Raw genomic sequence first — 21,031 nt, forward strand, 5'->3', positions numbered from 1 at the left:
AAAACATCAATAATTTGGAAAAACTAAAACAGTTTTTAAATTACACCTTTTCGTTTAGCGAGAATATATATATCAACGTCAAGACCATCTTGATCGTCACTCTCGTGTTTTTCATAACGTCATTCCTGCTCAGAATGTCGCGTAAGTTACTTACAAAACGACTCGATGCGGATGACCAGGCAAAATTTAAGACTGTCTTTTCGTTCGCCAAGTACTTCATCTATACGGTGGTCCTCTTGCTCACTGTTCAGAATATGGGTATCAATATAACGGCAGTATTTGCAGCTTCTGCAGCATTGATGGTCGGTGTAGGTCTGGCCTTACAAACTGTTTTTCAAGATATCTTTTCTGGTATCATCATCCTTGTGGATAAAACGGTACATGTAGATGATATTATAGAGATCGACAACAAGGTAGGGAGGGTGACCAATATCAACCTTCGTACCACAAGGGCGGTCACCATAGACAACAAAGTGTTGATCATTCCCAATCACAAGTACCTCACAAATAGTCTGTACAATTGGACACAAAATGGTACGATCACCAGAGAGCATATCGAGGTTGGAGTTGCCTATGGAAGTGATTTGGCATTGGTAAAGCGCCTACTAATACGAGCGGCGGAAGAACATCCAAAAATTTTAAAAATACCTGAACCCCTAGTTTTATTTATGGGTTTTGGCGATAGTTCGTTAAATTTCAGATTGATCTTCACCTTGGATGACAGCTTTGCCGCTGGGATACCTAAAAGCGATCTGCGCTTTAGAGTAGATGAACTATTTAGAGAGCATAAAGTAAGCATCCCGTTCCCGCAACGAGATGTGCATATATTCGAACAAAAAATCAAAGATAATGTCTAAAATATTGGTCATAGAAGATGAAGCTGCAATCAGAAGGGTCCTTGTAAAGATTCTTACCGAGGAGAGTGATACGTACGAAGTAGAGGAGGCCGAAGATGGCTTGGTCGGAGCTGAAAAATTAAAGAAAGAAGATTATGACCTGGTGCTTTGCGATATCAAAATGCCAAAGATGGATGGTGTGGAGGTATTGGAGGCGACAAAAAAGATAAAGCCCGAAGTACCCTTTGTGATGATCTCTGGCCATGGCGACTTGGATACCGCTGTCAATACCATGCGACTAGGTGCTTTCGATTATATCTCTAAGCCCCCAGATCTGAACAGATTGTTGAATACGGTCAGAAATGCCTTGGACCGAAAGGAGCTGGTCGTGGAAAATAAGCGATTGAAAAAGAAGGTCGGTAAGAACTATGAGATGATCGGCCAATCGGAGGCGATCTCTCATATCAAAGAAATGATCGAGAAGGTCGCGGCCACCGATGCACGAGTGCTGATCACTGGGCCAAATGGTACGGGAAAGGAATTGGTTGCGCACTGGATCCATCAGAAGAGTGAACGTGCTAAAGGGCCGATGATAGAGGTCAATTGTGCTGCGATTCCTTCAGAATTAATAGAGAGCGAGCTCTTTGGGCACGTTAAAGGTGCCTTTACTTCGGCCAATAAAGATAGAGCAGGAAAGTTTGAAGCTGCAAATGGCGGAACCATCTTTTTGGACGAGATCGGGGACATGAGTCTTTCGGCCCAGGCAAAAGTATTGAGAGCATTACAAGAAAGCAGAGTGCAACGAGTAGGAAGTGATAAAGACATCAAAGTGAATGTTCGCGTTATCGCTGCGACAAATAAGGATCTGAAAAAGGAAATAGCAGAGGGAAAATTCAGAGAGGATCTCTATCACCGATTGGCGGTGATCTTGGTCAAAGTACCAGCCCTTAATGATCGCAGGGATGATATTCCATTATTGATAGCGTATTTCACCGAGAAAATATCTGAGGAGCAGGGTACGGTGGCCAAAACGTTCTCACCAAAGGCGATCAAGCTGTTGCAAGAGTATGATTGGACCGGAAACATCCGAGAATTACGCAATGTGGTAGAGCGTTTGATCATCTTGGGCGGAAAAGAAGTAACAGAAGAAGATGTAAAGCTTTTTGCAAGTAAATAGTATGAACCGTGGTTCGGTGGGGATAATATAGAAAAACGTCTAGAGGATATCTAGACGTTTTTTATATCAGAAATTATTGGTCTTTAGTCATTCTGTGTGGTAGAATAGGAGCCTTCCTTACAGGTTTGCACCTTATCCATTGCTTTGCGTACAATCTGTAAAGCACTCTTTGCATAACTGGCTTTGGTCACCTCTAGCGCCTCACCTTCAAGGGTTTCATAGCTTCTGCTATAATCAGCTAGGATATCATAGGCTTCGTCGCATTCCATGGCGTCGACTAGCACAGCAATGGCATTTTCGAGATTTTCCAAGGCCGAATCCATTTTCTTCTTCACAACAAGCTGCTCTTGCAACTCTTGCTCTTTCTGAGCTCTTATATCCGCCTGGAGACGTCGTTGCTCTTCCATCTTCTCTTGAAGCAGACGTTGTTGCTCCAGTAATTTTTGTTGCTGAGCAAGTAATGCCTCTTCCTGGTCTTTCAGATTATCCGATGCCATGGCCAAGTCATCCTCAGGATTGTTAGACATGCATATTTCTAACGATTCCATGGTTTTCATGGCGAGCTCTTTGATCTTTTTCGCATGGTAACGCCCTTTTTCAAACTCTTCGGCGGCAATGGCCATATCGGCATGCTCTAAAAGGTCGAAACTAGCGTTGAACGCATTTTTGCAGCCACATTGTTCCGTGATCGCCTTTACCTCAGTAAAAGATTTCACAGCCCTTTCGACATAGTATTTCATATGCTCGATGTTGTTGGCCTCTAAAGATTTTTTGGTGTGATTGTAACCGTAGACTGATGCATCGTAGGCACTTTCACAAGATTGACCGTACGAGATACCTAATGCCAAAAGCATTACGATTAGCGGGGTAATTTTTTTCATGACACAAAATTTAGGACATTGCAATGTTACAATAAAAATGCTAAAAACCAAATGTAACTCACTAAAAATGGGGGCTTAAGGCCCATTTTTATGCTGTTTCTAAGCATTTAGTGTAAAATTTAACAATAAATTAGAAATTTAAGATAGGTAGAGCAAACTTTATGCCAGTTTGAATATCGGGTGCATTGTTCACTAAAAGGTCTTGCTGGATATAGATGGAGAATTCAGCTTTTTTGGTGAAGGAATATACTAAAGACCAGTAACTTGGGTATTTGTACAAATGTCGGGCAGCTTCATGCCATCTTTTAATTCGGTCAGGATTAAAAGGCACATAATAGTCTTCCTCTTTCTTCTGATTGTAAGGGGTCTGAATACGATAATTGATACCCAAAGAATGATGTCCGCCGTTCCTGTTTCTCCGCGTGAATTCGATTTGTGTTTCCAGACTTCCAAAGAAGGAGCTTGTTCCCAGGTCCGTTTGATCATTTACAAAAGAGATCATGTCCTTTTTCAGTAGGTTCAGTCCAAGTCCGACCAGTATGCTTCTATTCTTGCTAAAACGATAGGTTTTAACGCCCGCCATGGACATTCCAAGGTCGACGGAAGTATTATACTTGCTGAGGTTAGTTCCTAAATGCGCTCCAAAGTTGAGGTGAATATTCTTTTCTCTCAAAAGTTCTGGATAATAATAATAGGCTGTTTCTATTCCAGAGAAAACAAATTGATCCTTCGAGATGTGGAGGCTATTTCCATCTCTATCGGTGTATTTTATACCTGCCTTATCCAATCCCAAGACCCTTCTGCCAAAGGGGTCCTCACCACCTGCAATGTTGCTATGGAAACTTTCTATAAATTGGTCGCCAGTGATGGTGGCATATGGAAAGCTACCATCTGTAAGCATGAACGCCCGTGCAGTGACGAGAAGCTCCTGTTTCTTTGCCAGGGGAATGTTCAGTGCTATTCTAAGATCTTTGACCACACCATCATACTCAAACGTATACGATTCCGACGGACTGTTCTCAGGGTCAAAGAAAGCAATACGGCTAAAAAAAGCGATATCTTTCATTCGTGCTCTATCATCGGCATTGGTTGGGATGTAGGCAGTAACAGGCTGTCCCCAGATATTTCCACTGCTTAACTGAAGGTCAAGTGACGATGTGCGATCCGCCTGATACTTAAAATTATGTGGAAGCGTGTAAAAAAGGATTCCGAAAGGATGAGTTGCTAGCGTTGTGGGTTTTGAAATCCCATTTTTAAAGGAGGTGGAATCCTGCAAGATCGGATCTTGGCTAAAAAGACCTTGAAAAGTTAATGATAGCATTAAAAATATCGAAAGTCGAATCGGAGAAATAATATGGCGCATTTAGATAATCGTTGCTGTGATCTTTTTTGGGTAAAGATAGCGAACTTCTTCAGTCTTGGATTATGATGGTAATCTTTTCTATCTTTAGGCTTCAATTTTTTGCAAATCCTGATCACGAATGATATTTGATGTACTTAGGGTTTGGCAAAATGCAATTTCAACAGATGAAAAAAGTCAAATACACCAAATTCAGGGTGGATGCACCCATAACTTTGAAAGATGTCGACACCTCCTTGGACCTTGATGCAGACAGGAAGAAAATTGAAAAAGAATTAGAAAAGATGAGAGTGCAATTAGGGGATTTGCAGAACACCCTCTATGCGCACGGGAAATATGCCGTATTGATCTGTATTCAAGGAATGGATACCGCTGGAAAAGACAGCTTGATAAGAGAGGTCTTTAAAGATATCAATGCTCGAGGCGTGGTAGTTCATAGCTTTAAGGTGCCAACACCCTTAGAATTGGGCCACGATTTCCTTTGGAGGCATTACATCGCTCTTCCCGCGCGTGGGAAATTCGGTGTCTTCAATAGAACCCATTACGAGAATGTGCTTGTAACGAGAGTGCATCCTCAATATATTTTAGGAGAAAACATTCCTGGAGTAGATAGCCTAGAGGATGTGAATGATGAGTTTTGGGAAAAACGCTTTCAGATGATCCGGGACTTTGAGAAGCATATTGCCGAAAATGGGATGATCATCTTCAAATTCTATCTTCATATCTCTAAAGAAGAACAGCGCCAACGATTATTAAGGCGTTTGCACAAGAGATCCAAGAATTGGAAATTCTCAGCAGGCGATCTTAAAGAACGAGCACTTTGGGATAAGTATCAAGTATATTATGAAGAGGCTATCAATAAGACAAGTGAACTTCACGCGCCATGGTACACGATTCCGGCGGATGACAAACCTACAGCACGCTATCTTGTTGCTAAGATATTATTTGAAAAGCTCAGCGAGTACGATGATATCAAAGAACCTGAATTGGAAGCAAAGATAAAGGAGCATTTGGATGAATATATTGCGCAACTCGAATCGGAAGCGCCTAAAAAGAAATAAAGACCTATGAAGAATATTTTCACGATTTGCCTTTTGGCGTCAACCTTGGCCTTCGCCCAAAAATCAGATGAAGAACGGGTGAAGTCTTTTTATGATGCTTCTTTACTCAATGGAAAGAGCTATGAATGGCTCGACGCGTTATCCAATGATATTGGTGGACGATTATCAGGATCGCCACAAGCCGAAATGGCTGTAAAGTGGGGAGAAAGAGAACTAAGGGCGTTAGGGCTGGATAAGGTCTGGCTGCAGCCCGTGATGGTGCCAAAATGGACCCGTGGGGAGGCAGAAAAAGCGTACTTTCAGATAGGAGGGAAGAAGACTGCTGTGCCAATTTGTGCCTTGGGAGGTTCGGTGGCCACAAAGGCATCGGGTCTTAAAGCCAGTGTGATCGAAGTTCAGAACTTTGAAGAGCTAGCGACCTTAGGAAAGGAGAAAATAGCTGGAAAGATCGTTTTTTACAATCGCCCGATGCAGGCCAATTTGATCAGTACGTTTAGCGCGTATGGTGGTTGTGTAAACCAGCGCTACGCGGGTGCGATGGAAGCTGCTAAGTACGGTGCGGTTGGTGTCATCGTAAGATCGATGAACTTACGTATGGATGATTATCCGCATACAGGCTCGATGACCTATGGAGAAACTCCTGTGAAAGACAGGATTCCTGCAGCCGCGATCAGTACCAAGGGAGCAGCACTGCTGAGTGCGCAACTTAAAGAGCATCCAAGACTTCAGTTTTATTTCAAACAAAATTGTCAGCAGTTTGACGATGTATTATCTCATAATGTGATAGGGGAGATCAAGGGAAGCGAATTTCCAAACGAGGTCATGGTCGTTGGCGGACATCTAGATTCATGGGATCTAGGTGATGGCTCTCATGATGACGGGGCAGGTGTTGTGCAAAGTATGGAAGTGCTGCGATTGTTCAAAGAAACAGGATACAAGCCGAAGAGGACCATTCGTGTGGTATTGTTTATGAATGAAGAGAATGGGCTTCGCGGTGGTAGAAAATATGCTGAGGTAGCAAAGGAAAAAGGCGAAAAGCACATTTTTGCCTTAGAGAGTGATGCTGGTGGTTTTACCCCCAGAGGTTTTTCCTTTGATTGCTCGGATGCCGCCTTTGCCCAGGTGCAAAGCTGGAAGCCATTGTTTGAGCCTTACCTGATCCATTATTTTGCCAAAGGTGGAAGTGGAGCTGATATCGGCCCATTAAAAGATGAGAACATCGTACTGGCAGGTCTGCGACCCGATTCGCAACGTTATTTTGACCATCATCATGCCGCTAATGATACTTTTGATGCCGTAAACAAGCGGGAGCTGGAACTCGGCGCGGCTACGATGACCTCATTGATGTATCTGTTTGACAAATATGGGACGCAGCCTGAACTCGAAGAGAAGATCAAAGGGTAGTTTCTTTAGTAGGTAGTTTATGGTATGTCAGTTCGAGTGCGCCGAAGGCGTGTATCGAGAACTGTTTAAGAGTCAAACGCTTGACGGTTCACAGTGGGCAGTGGGCAGTAGTCAGCAGGCAGTAAGCAGTAAGTAGTAAGTAGAAAGCAGTGTTGAGTGCGTAGTTGAAATTTAGCGCTTTTAGCATCAACATCGACACTGCCTATGTGGTATGTGGTTGTGTGTATATTTTGTTTTAGGTCAACCTTCTGGTTCTCTGCGGTAGGCAAGCCTTCAATTTTTGTCTTGCACGAAATCGTTCGCCACAGCTTTCTTAAATGTTCGCAGCGCATCCACAAAAGCCGCATATTTAACATGGGCCTCTTCGTCTGTTGCAATCGGCAGCAGTATCTTTTTGCTTAGCAGTCCCAATCTACCAGACATAAATTCTCTCCAAAGTACATTTTCTAGGATGGTCGCATCTTTTTCTGCCAGCACTGTGACGATCACCTTGTCTTCGCTCAACCTTCGCGCTGGGGCAAATTGAATACTGTCTTTCAGGCTAAATAACATGAAATTGTTGCTTGATTTCTCGTAGTGCTTGCTATTTTTTGGGCTCCGATTTTGCCGGATATCAAAGAGAAGTAGCCCGTCCTTTCCGTCATGCTCAAAACGTTGTGCCCAATCGATGATACGCTTGGAGGCCCATTTTTCTTTCATTAAAAAATAGTACACATCGGTATCTTCTCCAGCTTCTTCCTGCCGACGCTCCAATTCTTCGATATGGGCATCGCAGAAGGGCATGTCCAAATGAAACACACAAAAGCCGATATCATGGGCAGCATCTTTAAGCCCCGTCCATTCTTTTAGATCTTCCTGCGAAAACCCTATCGCAAAGGATGCAGCGCAGAGGATATAGCATAGAAGAGATCGAAGTATCATTTCAATTTTTTCGAAAAATAATCATTTTTATCAATCTATCTACGGAATCTGGCTATGAGTTAGTAGAAACAAGACAAAAGATGCTAGTATAGAAGGAAAAGATCAAAGAGAAAAGTAAAAAGAGTAAAGAACCAAGACTCAAGATTTACCTGTCAGGAAGGGTGTATTCGAGTTTGATGACTTTCAAAGGACACTTCGCTTTTGGTGCAAAACATTTGTTTCTGAAGGAGAATGGCGATCAATGGAAATTCAAGCAGCACTTAGATTCGATCTCACTTATCAGCTTCAACAAAAAAAGGCCACCTCCATTTCAGAGGCAGCCGATTCATCTTATATTTTGTTTGATTTTCATCCGTCATCCGTTATCGGTCATCCTTATAGTTTTTAAATGGTTCTCGCTAAACGCCTTCGACGCACTCGAACTGACAACCTTCTACCGTTAACCTTCAGCCTTCCTCCGTCAACACCCATTCGCCTTTGGCCAGTAAGGGCTCTGCCTGTTTGAATTTGAGTGTCTTGTTTTCACCACTCATCACATTTTTGATGGTTACGCGCTCGTTACGGCCGATCTTTGGTCGTTCTCTAACGATGGTCTCGGTGACTTGAGGTCGTCCTCCCCCAGCGCCAGCACCTACTCGGCGGTTTTGAGCCGCTAGCTCGTCGCTATTGAGTACTTCTTCTTTGCTGGTGGTGTAATCTTCTTTTCTACGAGTATCTCTCGCTTGTTGGATGGTGCTCGCCTCTTGTACTGGCAATTCCCCTTTGAAGAGGAAGGACAACACTTCTTTATTGATCTTGTCTATATTCTCTTTGAACAACTCAAAAGCTTCAAATTTATAGATCAGTAAAGGATCTTTCTGCTCGTGAACGGCCAACTGTACCGATTGCTTTAGTTCGTCCATTTTACGTAAATGCGTCTTCCAGGTCTCATCGATAATGGCGAGGGTGATGTTCTTCTCAAAATCGGTCACCAATTTTTTCCCTTGGCTCTCGTATGCCTCTTTTAGGTTGGTAACGACATTTAGTGTTCTTACCCCATCGGTAAAGGGCACCACGATACGCTCGAAGCGATCTCCTTGATTCTCGTAGACGTCCTTGATCACGGGAAGCGCAGTCGCGGCAGAACGCTCCATCTTCTCGTTGTAATGCTCATAGGCTGCCTTATAAACTTTGTTGGCAATTTCTACTTCGCTTAGCTTACCAAACTCCTCTTCGGTGATGGGTGAGCTGATAGAGAAATAGCGGATCAATTCGAACTCAAAATTCTTATAGTCGTTTGCACCTTTATTACTGTCTGCAATTACTTCGGCCGTATCGTAGATCATATTGGCAATGTCTACCTTCAGACGTTCTCCTTGCAATGCATGACGACGACGTTTGTACACTACCTCTCGCTGGGCATTCATCACATCATCGTATTCCAGCAGGCGTTTACGAACCCCAAAGTTGTTTTCCTCTACTTTTTTCTGCGCGCGCTCGATAGATTTGGTCATCATGGAATGTTGGATGACTTCGCCTTCTTTATGACCCATGCGGTCCATCATTTTGGCAACACGGTCGCTACCAAAGAGACGCATCAAGTTATCTTCTAAGGACACATAGAATTGAGAGCTTCCAGGATCTCCCTGACGGCCAGAACGACCTCTTAGCTGACGGTCCACACGGCGCGAATCGTGACGTTCCGTACCGATGATAGCCAAACCACCTGCTTTTTTTACTTCTTCGCTAAGCTTAATGTCGGTACCACGACCAGCCATGTTGGTCGCGATGGTCACTTGGCCTGGCTTCCCAGCTTCCGCAACGATGTCTGCTTCTCTTTTGTGAAGCTTTGCATTTAGTACATTATGTGGAATCTTCCGGATGGAAAGCATTTTCCCTAGCAATTCGGAGATTTCGACGGAAGTAGTACCGATCAGTACTGGGCGTCCTTGATTGGACAGTTCTACCACATCTTCGATCACCGCATTATATTTCTCCCTTTTCGTCTTGTAGATAAGATCTTGCTTATCATCACGTGCGATTGGTCGGTTGGTTGGAATTTCCATCACATCCAACTTATAGATCTCCCAGAATTCTCCTGCCTCCGTGACTGCAGTACCCGTCATCCCAGAGAGTTTGCTGTACATCCTGAAGTAATTCTGTAAGGTGATCGTGGCAAACGTTTGGGTGGCGGCCTCGATCTTTACATTTTCCTTGGCCTCGATCGCTTGGTGCAATCCATCCGAGTAACGGCGTCCATCCATGATACGACCAGTTTGCTCGTCTACGATCATCACTTTATTTTCCATCACCACATATTCAACATCTTTTTCGAATAGGGTATAGGCCTTTAAAAGCTGATTCATCGTATGGATACGCTCGCTTTTGATACTGAAGTCCTTAAAAAGTTCTTCTTTTAATTCTGCCTCCTTTTCGGGTTCGAGACCTTCATTCTCGATCTTGGCGATCTCCGTGCCAATGTCTGGTAAGACGAAAAAGTCCTTATCATCATCTCCTGAAAGATATTCGATACCCTTATCGGTCAATTCGATCTGATTGTTCTTTTCTTCGATGACAAACAACAGTTCGGCATCGATCTGATGCATCTCTCTATTGTTGTCTTGCATATAGAAATTTTCGGTCTTTTGAAGTAGTTGTTTTACGCCTTCTTCACTTAGGAATTTGATCAGGGCTTTGTTCTTTGGAAGTCCGCGATACACTCGTAGCAATAAGAATCCTCCTTCTTTGGTGTCTCCCTCTTTGATCAATTTTTTAGCTTCGGCCAGTACGCCGGTAAGATATTGGCGTTGTTTGGTAACGATATCGGCCACTTTTGGCTTCAATTCGTTAAACTCGTGTCGATCTCCCTGAGGGATTGGACCAGAGATGATCAGCGGCGTACGTGCATCATCGACTAAGACGGAGTCGACCTCATCGACGATGGCATAGTTATGTTTACGTTGTACAAGGTCTTCTGGGGAGTGCGCCATATTATCTCGCAGATAGTCGAAACCAAACTCGTTATTGGTTCCGTAGGTAATATCTGCCTCATAGGCTTTTCTTCTTTCTTGAGAATTAGGTCGGTGGTGATCGATACAATCCACGCTGAGTCCGTGAAATTCGAAAATAGGGGCCATCCATGCACTATCTCGTTTTGCAAGATAGTCATTGACGGTCACCAAGTGAACCCCATTTCCCGTAAGTGCATTCAAATACACTGGGAGTGTGGCCACCAATGTCTTTCCTTCACCCGTTTGCATCTCGGCGATCTTTCCTTGATGCAGCGCAGCACCTCCGATCAACTGCACATCATAGTGAATCATATCCCAAGTGACCTCTTTCCCAGCGGCATCCCAAGAATTTGCCCAAATGGCCTGTTCACCATCTAGTGTAACGTACTCTTTGCTACCAGAAAGCTCTCGATCGAAGGTTGAGGCGGTCACCGCAATAGTTTCATTATTCGTGAATCGCTTGGCTGTTTCCTTTATAACAGCAAAGGCTTCGGGCAAGATTTCATTGAGTACTTTTTCGGAAGCTTCGTAGGCTTCTTCTTCTAGTTTGTCTATTTCAGTGTAGATCTCTTCCTTGCGATCGATATCGGACTCATTATCTGCTTCAGCTTTCAGCGCGCCGATCTGGTCATCAAACTCCTTTCTCCCTTCTTTGATGGCCGCTTTAAATTCTTCCGTCTTTGCACGCAATTCATCGTGAGACAGTTTCTCAAGGCTGGATTCAAATGTCTTTATCTGGTCAACGATGGGTTGTAATTCCTTGATGTCCTTTTTGGCTTTATCGCCTACAAAGGCTTTGATTACCGAATTGATAAAACTCATGGTGGTATTGTATTATTTTGTTCTTCAAAAGTAATGAAATATCTTCATTGAGCCCTTTAAAAACAAGGCTTTATTAGATAGTTCAGTTTCCCTGTCACAGGGTCGATGGTTTATTTCTGGCGACTGCCGCATAAGGCAGTCCTTTTATTTTTTGCACATAAAAAAAGCCTCATTCAAGAGACTTTTTCTGTGGCGGTATTTTTTATTTAATATTCATCTTCATTCCAAAGATAATCTTCATCTGTTGGATAGTCTGACCAAATTTCTTCAATAGATTCGTAGATCTCGCCTTCGTCTTCAATAGATTGGAGGTTTTCAACCACCTCTAGTGGCGCTCCGGTTCTTATGGCGTAATCAATCAACTCGTCTTTTGTAGCGGGCCAGGGTGCATCGCTTAAATATGATGCTAATTCTAGAGTCCAATACATTGCTGTCTTGATTTAAATTTTTGCAAAAATAAATTTTTAACCGAGAAAGTCAAGTAAAAAATTCGATAATGGCAAATTATTTCTAAGAACGTTAAATTTCACGCTAAAAAATTGATTTTCAGCTAAGGGTTTTCGGGAGATCAAATTCAATGGTCATCAATTTTTTTTGGCACCCATTTGATCTCTTCGGCCTGCAAATCATTGGACAACTTCCGTGCCAAGACAAAAAGGTAGTCTGAAAGACGATTTAGATAGTGCAGTGTGCGTTGGTCAAAAGGCTCTTCTTCATACAGTTGTGTTGCCAAACGTTCAGCTCTTCGGCACACGCAACGAGCGATATGACAGAATGACACAGTTGTATGTCCGCCAGGAAGTACAAAGTGCGTCATGGGAGGTAGTACATCGTTCATCTTATCCATTTCTTTTTCTAATAATTCGATATCCTCTTCTTCTATAAGTGGAATATTCAATCGTTTTTTTCCACTTTTAAGGATGGCCTTTTCTGGGTCCGTCGCTAAAATGGCACCAATGGTGAACAATCGGTCTTGGATGTGAATAAGGATTTCCTTGCTTCGCGGGTCGATCCGTTGGTCTCGTATAAGTCCAATATGGCTGTTCAATTCGTCGACCGTACCATAACTTTCTATTCGGATATGATGTTTTGGAACGCGGGTGCCACCAAAAAGTGCGGTTGTTCCCTTGTCACCTGTTTTAGTGTAAATTTTCATTCTTTCGTATTCTTTTTTTACTGACCAAATTTAATAGCTATTTTCCACTAGTAATGGATCTTTTAATTTCTTTCAACCTTCAACCAGTTCTCGATACATCCCGAAGTCTCGGGACACTCCATGCCCGAACGTACCGTTCGATACCCGCCCGACGATGTCATTCAGGCGGGCGGGCGGGGAACTGACAACCTTCAATCGTTGAACTCGTCTTTTTCTTTTTTCTTTTCAAAGTAACCTTGACGAAAGTTTCTTCCCTTCCGATTGCGAAGCTTGTGTTGGTTGTTTTTATTGTTCCAGATGACCAATATGAAGAGCACCGGAATTGCCAGAAGCCAATAAATAGACATGGTGTAAAAGTTTGTAGTGTAAAAATACACATTTAGCCTCTTTCAGGTGCAAACAAATTGCAGCTAAACGTCTACATGGGTCAGCCGATATTTTTTTCAAACTCTGATCACAAAGTCTTGCCGTCGCTGCTCTTTCCGGAAGAAGACCAGTCCCCAATAAAAAGAGTCGATAGTTACCGTTACCGAAGGATGTGCCTTTATCTTCTCCCAAGCCTCTTCCATGCCGGCTGACCAGTGAATGTCGTCAAAGACCCATACGCTATCATTATGAATGGTTGGTAGCAAGGTGTCGAAATAGTCTAAGGTCGCTTCCTTTTGGTGATTCCCATCAAAGTAGATGAGGTCGTAGGTGGGTGTTGGGTGATGGATTTTGGGTTTTGGGTGTTGGGTGTTGGGTTGTGGGTGATGGGTGAAGAAGTCTTCGAATTTAGTGGTGATCAATTCGACATTTTGAAGTCCGAAAGTGTCAAAAGCATCTTTGGCTACCTTGCTGGTCTCTGGGCAGCCTTCTAAAGTGATGATCTTGGCTTTTGGATTGCCCAGGCTCATCGCCGATGAAGCGATGCCTAAAGAGGTGCCTATTTCTAAAATATTCTTTGGTTGAAAATAATTCACCAAGCGATACAAGAGCTGACTTCTTTTTGGAGAAATCCCTGCGTTTTTAGCAATGGCAGCCACCTTTCTTTGGTTAGATTTAAAAACTCTGGAACCAGAGCCAAAATCGGTCACGGTAATGATCTCTTCATCGTTCAGAAGATGCTGCCGATATTTTTCAAGGATGGTATATGCTTCATAGGTTGTTTTATCGTAGAAGCATTTAGTGACCAGATCGTATATAAATGGGGAGTGCACTCCGTGTCGGTTAGAGGACTTGAAAAGAAACTTTATATATGCTAGTATTTGATGCACCTTCTTTTGATTTTGAATACGTTACCTAAAACCTTCAACCAGTTCTCGACCTGCCTGCCGGCAGGCAGGTACATCCCGAAGTCTCGGGACACTCGAACTGACAGCCTTCAACCAGTTCTCGATACACCTCCCGTTGGTCGGCACTCGAACTGACAACCTTCAACTATCGCCTTACACCTAAAACCAGTTCTCGATACATCCCGAAGTCTCGGGACACTCGGACTGACAGCCTTCAATATTCATCCTTCCATCTTCATAGACAATTCCAACCAACGTTCTTCTTTCTCCTCTATTTGTGAAAGGACCTCTTGCAGTTTCCTTGATTCTTCATCAACGTCTTCAACCGCACCTTCTGCAAATCGCAATTCTATTTGTACTTTCTCCTCGCCGAGTTTTGCAATGTCCTTTTCCAAGCGTTTGAATTCCTTTTGCTCGTTATAGCTTAGTTTTGGGCTTTCGTCCTGCCGCCAACTTTGTTTTTCTTTTTTCTCAACAACCTTTTCTTTTGGTGCTGCGCTGTCTTCGTATATTCTGAAGTCTGAATAATTTCCAGGAAAATCTTCAACAACACCCTCACCTCTAAATACGAAGAGATGATCTACGATCTTATCCATAAAATAGCGGTCGTGTGAAACCACCAAGAGGCATCCTGGATAATCCAACAAAAAAGACTCCAATACGTTGAGGGTAATGATGTCCAAATCGTTCGTTGGCTCGTCCAAGATCAAAAAATTAGGGTTTTGAATGAGCACTGTGCACAGATATAATCGCTTTCGTTCGCCTCCACTCAGCTTTTCTACAAAGTCATATTGTTTTTTGCGATCGAAAAGGAAGCGTTCTAATAACTGCGCCGCAGAGATAGTACGTCCCTTTTTGAGCGGGATGTGATCGCCAAACTCGCGAATGACATCGATCACCTTTTGTTCTGGTTTAATTTTGATGCCTTTTTGGGTGTAATATCCAAACTTTACGGTATCGCCTACGACTATTTTGCCTCCATCCGGACTCAAAGCGCCGGTAAGCATGTTGAGAAAGGTGGTTTTGCCGGTCCCATTCTTTCCGATGATACCAATGCGCTCCCCTTTTTTAAATGTATAGTCAAATTTGTTGAGCAGTACTCGTTCACCAAACCTCTTAGAGACATTATGAAGCTCTACGATCTTACTTCCAAGACGTTCCATATTGATCTCTAACTGCACTTGATGATCTTTGCGCCTTTGGTGGGCCTTCTCTTTGATCATGTAGAAATCATCGATACGTGATTTCGATTTGGTGGTGCGTGCCTTTGGCTGCCTCCGCATCCAATCCAATTCCTTTTTGAATAGATTTTGAGCTTTATCTACTGAAGCTTGTTCGGAAGCTATTCTCGCTTCTTTTTTCTCTAGATAATAGCTGTAATTGCCTTTGTAGCTATATAGTTGGCCATTCTCCAATTCGACGATCTCATTGCAAACGCGTTCTAAGAAAAAGCGATCATGTGTTACCATGAATAAGGTAATGTTTTCTTTGGCGAAGTAGTGCTCCAACCATTCTATCATCTCTAGATCCAAGTGATTCGTGGGCTCGTCCAAGATCAGCAGATCGGGCTTATTGATAAGTGCATGGGCCAAGGCGAGGCGTTTCTTTTGGCCACCAGAGAGGTTCGACACTTTTTGATCTAAGTTGTCCAGCTTTAGTTTGTAGAGAATTTGTTTGTAAAGGGTCTCAAAATCCCATGCATTGTTCGCATCCATCGCCTCGAAAGCCCTTTGATAAGCGGCGGTGTCATCAGGGTCTTTAAGTACTTTTTCATACTGTTCAATGATCTTTAGCACTTCGCTGTCGCTAGCAAAGATCGTTTGCTCCACGGTAAGACTGCCGTCTAACTTTGGGTCTTGAGACAAAAACGAGATCCGTATGCCTTTACGGGTGATGATCTGCCCCGTATCTGGTTCGTCATCACCAGATAGAATATTGAGAATGGAGGTTTTGCCAGTCCCATTCTTGGCAATAAAGGCGATTTTTTGATCCTTATTGATTCCGAAGGAAATATTTTGGAACAAAACACGTTCACCGTATGATTTAGAGATATTTTCTACTGAAAGGTAATTCAAGATATATTTTTTGCAAATCTAAGGAAACAAAAATCAAATTTCGAGTACCATTTTCATCGATGGACCTTCTGTTTTTGGGAGGTGGTGTTCGTTAATTTAAACAGGTTGGTTTCATTATTCGCATCGAAAGTATATATTTGCTGCTAAACTAAAAAGTTACTATGGGTCGCCAAATCCTTTATCTACTGTGTCTAATGCTTACAGTAAGTTCTTGCATTACCAGAAAACAATACTCATACTTGCAGGGTACCGATGAAGAATTGACGGTGAATAATATGCTGAAAAAGGACGATCCTTATAAGGTGCAGGTCAATGATATTCTTAAGATAAATATCAAAACCTTGAATCAGGAATTGGTGGCCATCTTTAACGCCACTCCTGGAGCACTTGGTAATGTTGCCGGTTCTAACTACCCGGTAAATAGACATGGAAATATACGAATGCCAATTTTAGGCGATGTCAATGTCTTAGGATACACGACGGAAGAGATCAGAATGGAGGTAGAGCAACGCTTACTTGCTGAATACCTAACGCCAAATTCACAATTATATGTAAGAGTATCCCTTGCCGGTTTGAGATTTACGGTGTTGGGAGAGGTAAATAATCCCGGTACCAAAAGTATCGATCAAGAAAAGGTGAACATCCTTGAGGCCATGGCAGCGGCAAGCGAGATCCCTATCACCGGTGATAAACGAGACGTTCGGATCTTTAGGCAATATCCAGATGGTAAACGCAAAGTGCATCGGATCGACCTTACCCAAATAACTGCTTTGGACTCGGAGTACTTTTATATTCAGCCAAATGACATCATCGTTGTTGATGCGTTGCCACAGAAATTGATAGGAACTGGTACAACGGGATTGCAAACCTTTACGACCATTTTTTCGGTGGTATCGGTGATCACCAGTACGGTCTTACTAATACGAAACCTAAATTAAAAAGAGATGCCCCACATCTTTTTAAAATACTATGATAGAAAACGATTTTGATATATCACAACCGCAGAATTTTTTCGATATCCGAGCTTTCTTTTCTCGGGTGATCGGTTATTGGTGGTTAACGCTTTTGTGCTTGCTCATTGCCCTTGGAATTGCCTATTATATCAACAAAAGATCTGTTCGGTACTATGAGCTGTCGACGCTGATCTCCATCAAGGAGGAGCAGAACCCATTTTTCACATCCAGTATGAACCTGGTATTTAACTGGGGAGGTGCTAGTGACAAGGTAGAAACGACAAGGACCATACTTACATCCCGAACGCACAATGAGGAAGTGGTGCGCGCCATTCAGAGCTATATCCATTACATGAAAGAGGGAGATTTCCGATTGGAGGATGTGCATACCGATGCTCCCTTTAAAGTGGAATTGAACGAGAACTCATATCAAATATATAATCGACTCATAAGGCTTAAATTTAAAGATGAGAACAGTTTCGAGCTTTCCATAGACGGAAATGAAAACGGAGAAGCGCAGGTAATTATCTACACGCTTAATAAGATCTCCAAGATCAGCTTTCCAAGCAGTGGCTTTAAGCAAACCTATAAGATAGGGGATAGCATCGAAACACCATTTCTAGACATGGTTTTGGAAAGGCGCGCGGGATTGATCATAAACCCAGGTGACGAGTACTTTTTGAAGTTCACAGGGATCAATGAGGAGATCTCCAAATATCAACAGGTAAAGGTGAATCTCAAGAAACAGGGGGCTTCCATGCTAGAGTTAAGTCTCATAGGCACGAATAGGGCCATCTTGGCCGATTACCTAAATGCGACGGTAGGGATCTTAAGCACTAACCAACTGAATAAAAAGAATCAATATGCCATCAATACGATTCGCTTTATCGACCAACAGCTAAACTCGGTCAATGACTCCTTAAAGCAGGATGAGCAGCGCATTAGCGACTTTAGGCGCGAGAATAAGGTCATCGATCCTGGGAGTGAGGGTTCTGTGGTATATCGTCGCTTAAATGAGTTGGAAGACGAGGAGAATGGGATCATGATCAAAAAGGCCTATCTCGATCAATTGGAGCGATATCTATTGCAGAGCAACGATTATTCGGATTTACCTGCACCAGCTTCTTCTGGTATCAACAGTGCGAGTATCACTTCGAGTGTCGCGGCTATTGTGGCGAAGTCCATTGAACGCTCCGAGATTGCGTCGCAAGTGCAGAACGAGCTTTATTTTGAAACGCTCGATAAGGAGATCGACGCTTTAAAGAATGTACTTTTTGAGAGTATCAAATCAGAGAGAGGGTCCCTAGATGTTTTATTGAAAAATTTGCAGCAACGTAGAAGTCGTGCTAACTTAGAGTTCAATAGCTTGCCAGAGAAGGAGCAAGAGTATTTTAAGATCCAGCGTAGCTATACCTTGAGTCAGACCTCATACGGATCCCTATTGGCAAAGCGCAACGAGGCTGGCGTCGTAAAAGCGGCCAATGTTTCGGATGTGAAGGTCATCGATGAAGCGAGGGATCTAGGACAAGCGCATATTTCACCAAATACGCAGCGTAACTATCTGTTCTTTGGATTAGGAGGCTTGGTGTTGCCATTGTTCTATCTGTTTTTATTGACTTTCCTAGACAATAACATTCACGGCCCCGAAGGATTGGAGAAGATCTCTTCGGTTCCCATTCTTGGAATCATCGGTAGAAGTAACTCAAGGAACAATCTCGCGGTATTTGAAAAGCCAAAGTCATCGGTGGCTGAATCATTTAGGGCCTTGCGATCCAGTTTGCAGTATCTCTACCGCAATCTCGATAAAAAGGGAACGAAGACCGTAATGATCACATCTTCGGTAAGTGGGGAAGGTAAAACCTTTTGTTCTATCAATGTGGCCTCGGTATTTGCGTTGAGTGGTAAAAAGACGGTTTTGGTTGGATTGGATCTTCGAAAGCCTAAAATATTTGGAGATTTTGACATTAGTAATGATATAGGAGCCGTAAACTTCCTAATTGGTCAAATGTCCTTGGACGAGGTGATTCAATCTACACAGAGCGAGTTTTTAGATGTGATCACTTCAGGGCCAATTCCGCCAAACCCTGCCGAATTGCTCATCAACCCCAAGATGGATGAATTCATGGACGAGCTAAAGAAGCGCTACGACTATATCATTTTGGATACGCCACCACTCGGCCTGGTCGCAGATGCCTTCGAATTGGTAAAATATGCCGATGCCTCTTTATATTTGGTGCGACAAGATTACACCAAAAAGGGAATGCTCAACACGATCAATGAGCGTTATAAAAAAGGCGAGATCAAAGATGTGAGCTTTGTGCTCAACGATTATAGAGCTCGTGCCAAATATGGCTATGGCTACGGTTATGGTTATGGCTACGGACATGGCTATGGTTATGGATATGGGGCCTACGGAAATGGTTATCATGAAGATAGCCCAAAGACCTTCTGGCAGCGTATTGTGAGAAAAGTGAAGAGAAGATGATCAATAAATTTTGATGTCTAGTTGGCAAAAGCTTTTAAAAAGAGCGTTCGATATAACACTAAGTTTCTTTTTGTTGCTCTTGTTTTGTATTCCGCTATGTCTATTGATCGTTTTGGCCACGATAAGTACCAATCGTTTTGGACTTTTTTCACAAGAGCGTATAGGGTACAGGGGTGAAGTATTTACCATTTATAAGTTACGTACCATGCTAGGAGATCCTCCTCACGATTTGAACGAATGGTCCGATCACGTGACAAGATTTGGTCGATGGTTGAGAAACACAAAATTGGATGAACTGCCACAACTTTATAATATACTAGTAGGGGACATGAGCTTTGTGGGCCCACGACCAGATGTACCTGGGTATGCAGATAAGTTAGTGGGCGAAGACCGAAAGATCTTGGAGGTACGACCAGGGATCACCGGTCCTGCCACTTTAAAATATAAGGAAGAGGAAGATCTGCTCGCCATGCAGCAAGACCCACTACTATATAATGATACGGTCATTTGGCCAGATAAAGTGGCCATCAATAGACAATATGTAGAGGAATGGTCCTTTTGGAAGGATGTAGGTTATATGTGGAAAACGATTTTTTGAATTACGAAGTTTGAATTGAATTGATTTGAATGAGCAAAACTACAGAAGAGAAATGGTTGTTTGAGATCACGCCTAAACGTGGACTCTTCGAATTGAATTTTAAAGAGATATGGCAATATCGCGATCTCTTGTTCTTGTTTGTGAAACGCGATATCGTCACTGTGTACAAGCAGACCATCTTGGGACCTTTATGGTTTTTTATTCAGCCGCTATTCACCTCGGTCATCTTTACGTTGATCTTTAACAATGTTGCCAATATTCAAACCCCCGGAGTGCCATCACTTATCTTTAACATGGCCGGGATCACCATCTGGAACTATTTTAAGGTATGTTTAACCGACTCTAGCAACACCTTTAGGTCCAATCAAGGTATTTTTAGCAAGGTGTATTTTCCTAGGGTGATCGTGCCATTATCTAAGGTGATGTCCAATCTGATGAAGTTTGGCATACAACTGCTCATCATCGTTTCCTTTTATATCTACTATGTATCTATCGGGAAGGAGATTCGTCCGTCTGTGAACCTACTGCTTTTACCTTTATTAATCGTTATTTTGGCTTTGTTTGGTCTGGGCTTTGGGATGATCCTTTCCTCAATGACCACCAAGTATCGCGACCTCAATAATCTGATAACCTTTGGAACGCAGTTGTTGATGTATTTGTCTGCGGTGATGTATCCGATCCAGGTGATCAGAGAGAAAATACCAAAGTATGCCTGGTTGGTCGAATACAATCCATTGGCAATCGTTATAGAGAGTTTCCGGTATATGATCTTTAGTTCTGGAGATTTGAATTATGTGGCTTTAGGACTTAGCCTGTTGGCGTCCATCCTTGTCTTTTTATTTGGGCTGATGATCTTTAACAAGGCAGAAAAGAACTTTATCGACACGGTCTAAAGGTGATCTTTGACCAATAGTGGCCGGTAGTCTTGATGCAATGCTTATGGAAGCGGTAAATGTCAAATAGTTTCGAGTTAAGAACTACTTGCCCTTAGCGATAAGGTATTCACAATATTTATTACATTTGCGGATGTGCCTAAAT

The 21,031-nt window shown here is 42.8% G+C and carries 17 protein-coding genes; 8 read left to right on the forward strand and 9 right to left on the reverse strand.

The genetic code is table 11. From position 1 onward, the window contains the following. Positions 1-14: 14 nt before the first annotated feature. The gene (locus ACFQ1M_RS17780) at positions 15-857 is read left to right on the forward strand and encodes a mechanosensitive ion channel family protein (RefSeq protein WP_386411013.1); all 843 of its coding nucleotides are present in this window, start codon (positions 15-17) and stop codon (positions 855-857) included. Then, complete coding sequence (locus ACFQ1M_RS17785) at positions 850-2,013, forward strand: sigma-54-dependent transcriptional regulator (RefSeq protein WP_386411016.1); 1,164 nt, start codon at positions 850-852, stop codon at positions 2,011-2,013. Before ACFQ1M_RS17780 ends, ACFQ1M_RS17785 begins: the two co-directional genes overlap by 8 nt. Positions 2,014-2,096: 83 nt before the next feature. On the opposite strand, the gene ACFQ1M_RS17790 is transcribed toward ACFQ1M_RS17785, so the two are convergent. Continuing rightward, entirely contained in the window at positions 2,097-2,894 is a 798-nt protein-coding gene (locus ACFQ1M_RS17790) for a hypothetical protein (protein ID WP_386411019.1), read from the reverse strand. Between the two features lie 130 nt (positions 2,895-3,024). After that, positions 3,025-4,215 carry a hypothetical protein gene (locus tag ACFQ1M_RS17795; protein ID WP_386411022.1) on the reverse strand — a complete coding sequence of 397 codons (1,191 nt, stop codon included), beginning with the start codon at positions 4,213-4,215 and terminating at the stop codon, positions 3,025-3,027. 206 nt (positions 4,216-4,421) lie between these two features. Between ACFQ1M_RS17795 and ACFQ1M_RS17800 the strand changes: the two genes are divergently transcribed. Then, a complete protein-coding gene (locus ACFQ1M_RS17800; protein WP_386411025.1) occupies positions 4,422-5,315 on the forward strand; it encodes a PPK2 family polyphosphate kinase in 894 nt (297 codons plus the stop codon). Positions 5,316-5,321: 6 nt separating this feature from the next. Further along, positions 5,322-6,719 (forward strand): M20/M25/M40 family metallo-hydrolase, encoded by a 1,398-nt coding sequence (locus tag ACFQ1M_RS17805; RefSeq protein WP_386411028.1) that lies wholly within the window; start codon positions 5,322-5,324, stop codon positions 6,717-6,719. Between the two features lie 273 nt (positions 6,720-6,992). Here ACFQ1M_RS17805 and ACFQ1M_RS17810 read toward each other — a convergent pair whose 3' ends face one another. The 7 genes from ACFQ1M_RS17810 to ACFQ1M_RS17840 all read right to left on the reverse strand — a co-directional run bounded on the left by ACFQ1M_RS17810 (position 6,993) and on the right by ACFQ1M_RS17840 (position 15,957). Further along, positions 6,993-7,640, reverse strand: coding sequence for a hypothetical protein (locus tag ACFQ1M_RS17810; protein WP_386411031.1), 648 nt, complete (start codon positions 7,638-7,640; stop codon positions 6,993-6,995). 446 nt (positions 7,641-8,086) lie between these two features. Beyond that, on the reverse strand, positions 8,087-11,452 hold the full coding sequence (secA, locus tag ACFQ1M_RS17815; RefSeq protein WP_386411034.1) for a preprotein translocase subunit SecA: 3,366 nt from the start codon (positions 11,450-11,452) through the stop codon (positions 8,087-8,089). A 206-nt stretch (positions 11,453-11,658) separates the two neighbouring features. Next, positions 11,659-11,880 carry a DUF2795 domain-containing protein gene (locus ACFQ1M_RS17820; protein WP_386411037.1) on the reverse strand — a complete coding sequence of 74 codons (222 nt, stop codon included), beginning with the start codon at positions 11,878-11,880 and terminating at the stop codon, positions 11,659-11,661. Positions 11,881-12,026: 146 nt separating this feature from the next. Continuing rightward, on the reverse strand, positions 12,027-12,608 hold the full coding sequence (locus ACFQ1M_RS17825; RefSeq protein ID WP_386411040.1) for a cob(I)yrinic acid a,c-diamide adenosyltransferase: 582 nt from the start codon (positions 12,606-12,608) through the stop codon (positions 12,027-12,029). A 191-nt stretch (positions 12,609-12,799) separates the two neighbouring features. Next, positions 12,800-12,955, reverse strand: coding sequence for a hypothetical protein (locus ACFQ1M_RS17830; protein WP_386411043.1), 156 nt, complete (start codon positions 12,953-12,955; stop codon positions 12,800-12,802). A 96-nt stretch (positions 12,956-13,051) separates the two neighbouring features. Beyond that, positions 13,052-13,807 (reverse strand): O-methyltransferase, encoded by a 756-nt coding sequence (locus tag ACFQ1M_RS17835; RefSeq protein WP_386411046.1) that lies wholly within the window; start codon positions 13,805-13,807, stop codon positions 13,052-13,054. Positions 13,808-14,103: 296 nt separating this feature from the next. Next, positions 14,104-15,957, reverse strand: coding sequence for an ABC-F family ATP-binding cassette domain-containing protein (locus ACFQ1M_RS17840; RefSeq protein WP_386411049.1), 1,854 nt, complete (start codon positions 15,955-15,957; stop codon positions 14,104-14,106). A gap of 194 nt (positions 15,958-16,151) precedes the next feature. Between ACFQ1M_RS17840 and ACFQ1M_RS17845 the strand changes: the two genes are divergently transcribed. The 4 genes from ACFQ1M_RS17845 to ACFQ1M_RS17860 are packed head-to-tail and all read left to right on the forward strand — an operon-like array spanning position 16,152 to position 20,886. Then, complete coding sequence (locus ACFQ1M_RS17845; RefSeq protein WP_386411052.1) at positions 16,152-16,895, forward strand: polysaccharide biosynthesis/export family protein; 744 nt, start codon at positions 16,152-16,154, stop codon at positions 16,893-16,895. A 31-nt stretch (positions 16,896-16,926) separates the two neighbouring features. After that, entirely contained in the window at positions 16,927-19,395 is a 2,469-nt protein-coding gene (locus ACFQ1M_RS17850) for a polysaccharide biosynthesis tyrosine autokinase (RefSeq protein ID WP_386411055.1), read from the forward strand. A 13-nt stretch (positions 19,396-19,408) separates the two neighbouring features. Then, positions 19,409-19,993 (forward strand): sugar transferase, encoded by a 585-nt coding sequence (locus tag ACFQ1M_RS17855; protein WP_386411058.1) that lies wholly within the window; start codon positions 19,409-19,411, stop codon positions 19,991-19,993. Positions 19,994-20,022: 29 nt separating this feature from the next. After that, the gene (locus ACFQ1M_RS17860) at positions 20,023-20,886 is read left to right on the forward strand and encodes an ABC transporter permease (RefSeq protein ID WP_386411061.1); all 864 of its coding nucleotides are present in this window, start codon (positions 20,023-20,025) and stop codon (positions 20,884-20,886) included. Positions 20,887-21,031: the final 145 nt, after the last annotated feature.

The organism is Sungkyunkwania multivorans (assembly GCF_042675645.1).
Lineage (GTDB): Bacteria > Bacteroidota > Bacteroidia > Flavobacteriales > Flavobacteriaceae > Sungkyunkwania > Sungkyunkwania multivorans.

Bases quoted from the DNA above. Each gene is read 5' to 3' on its own strand.
- ACFQ1M_RS17785 (WP_386411016.1), top strand. From the start codon at position 850: ATGTCTAAAATATTGGTCATAGAAGATGAAGCTGCAATCAGAAGGGTC.
- ACFQ1M_RS17790 (WP_386411019.1), bottom strand. From the start codon at position 2,894: ATGAAAAAAATTACCCCGCTAATCGTAATGCTTTTGGCATTAGGTATC.
- ACFQ1M_RS17795 (WP_386411022.1), bottom strand. From the start codon at position 4,215: ATGCTATCATTAACTTTTCAAGGTCTTTTTAGCCAAGATCCGATCTTG.
- ACFQ1M_RS17800 (WP_386411025.1), top strand. From the start codon at position 4,422: ATGAAAAAAGTCAAATACACCAAATTCAGGGTGGATGCACCCATAACT.
- ACFQ1M_RS17805 (WP_386411028.1), top strand. From the start codon at position 5,322: ATGAAGAATATTTTCACGATTTGCCTTTTGGCGTCAACCTTGGCCTTC.
- ACFQ1M_RS17810 (WP_386411031.1), bottom strand. From the start codon at position 7,640: ATGATACTTCGATCTCTTCTATGCTATATCCTCTGCGCTGCATCCTTT.
- secA (WP_386411034.1), bottom strand. From the start codon at position 11,452: ATGAGTTTTATCAATTCGGTAATCAAAGCCTTTGTAGGCGATAAAGCC.
- ACFQ1M_RS17820 (WP_386411037.1), bottom strand. From the start codon at position 11,880: ATGTATTGGACTCTAGAATTAGCATCATATTTAAGCGATGCACCCTGG.
- ACFQ1M_RS17825 (WP_386411040.1), bottom strand. From the start codon at position 12,608: ATGAAAATTTACACTAAAACAGGTGACAAGGGAACAACCGCACTTTTT.
- ACFQ1M_RS17830 (WP_386411043.1), bottom strand. From the start codon at position 12,955: ATGTCTATTTATTGGCTTCTGGCAATTCCGGTGCTCTTCATATTGGTC.
- ACFQ1M_RS17845 (WP_386411052.1), top strand. From the start codon at position 16,152: ATGCTTACAGTAAGTTCTTGCATTACCAGAAAACAATACTCATACTTG.
- ACFQ1M_RS17850 (WP_386411055.1), top strand. From the start codon at position 16,927: ATGATAGAAAACGATTTTGATATATCACAACCGCAGAATTTTTTCGAT.
- ACFQ1M_RS17855 (WP_386411058.1), top strand. From the start codon at position 19,409: ATGTCTAGTTGGCAAAAGCTTTTAAAAAGAGCGTTCGATATAACACTA.
- ACFQ1M_RS17860 (WP_386411061.1), top strand. From the start codon at position 20,023: ATGAGCAAAACTACAGAAGAGAAATGGTTGTTTGAGATCACGCCTAAA.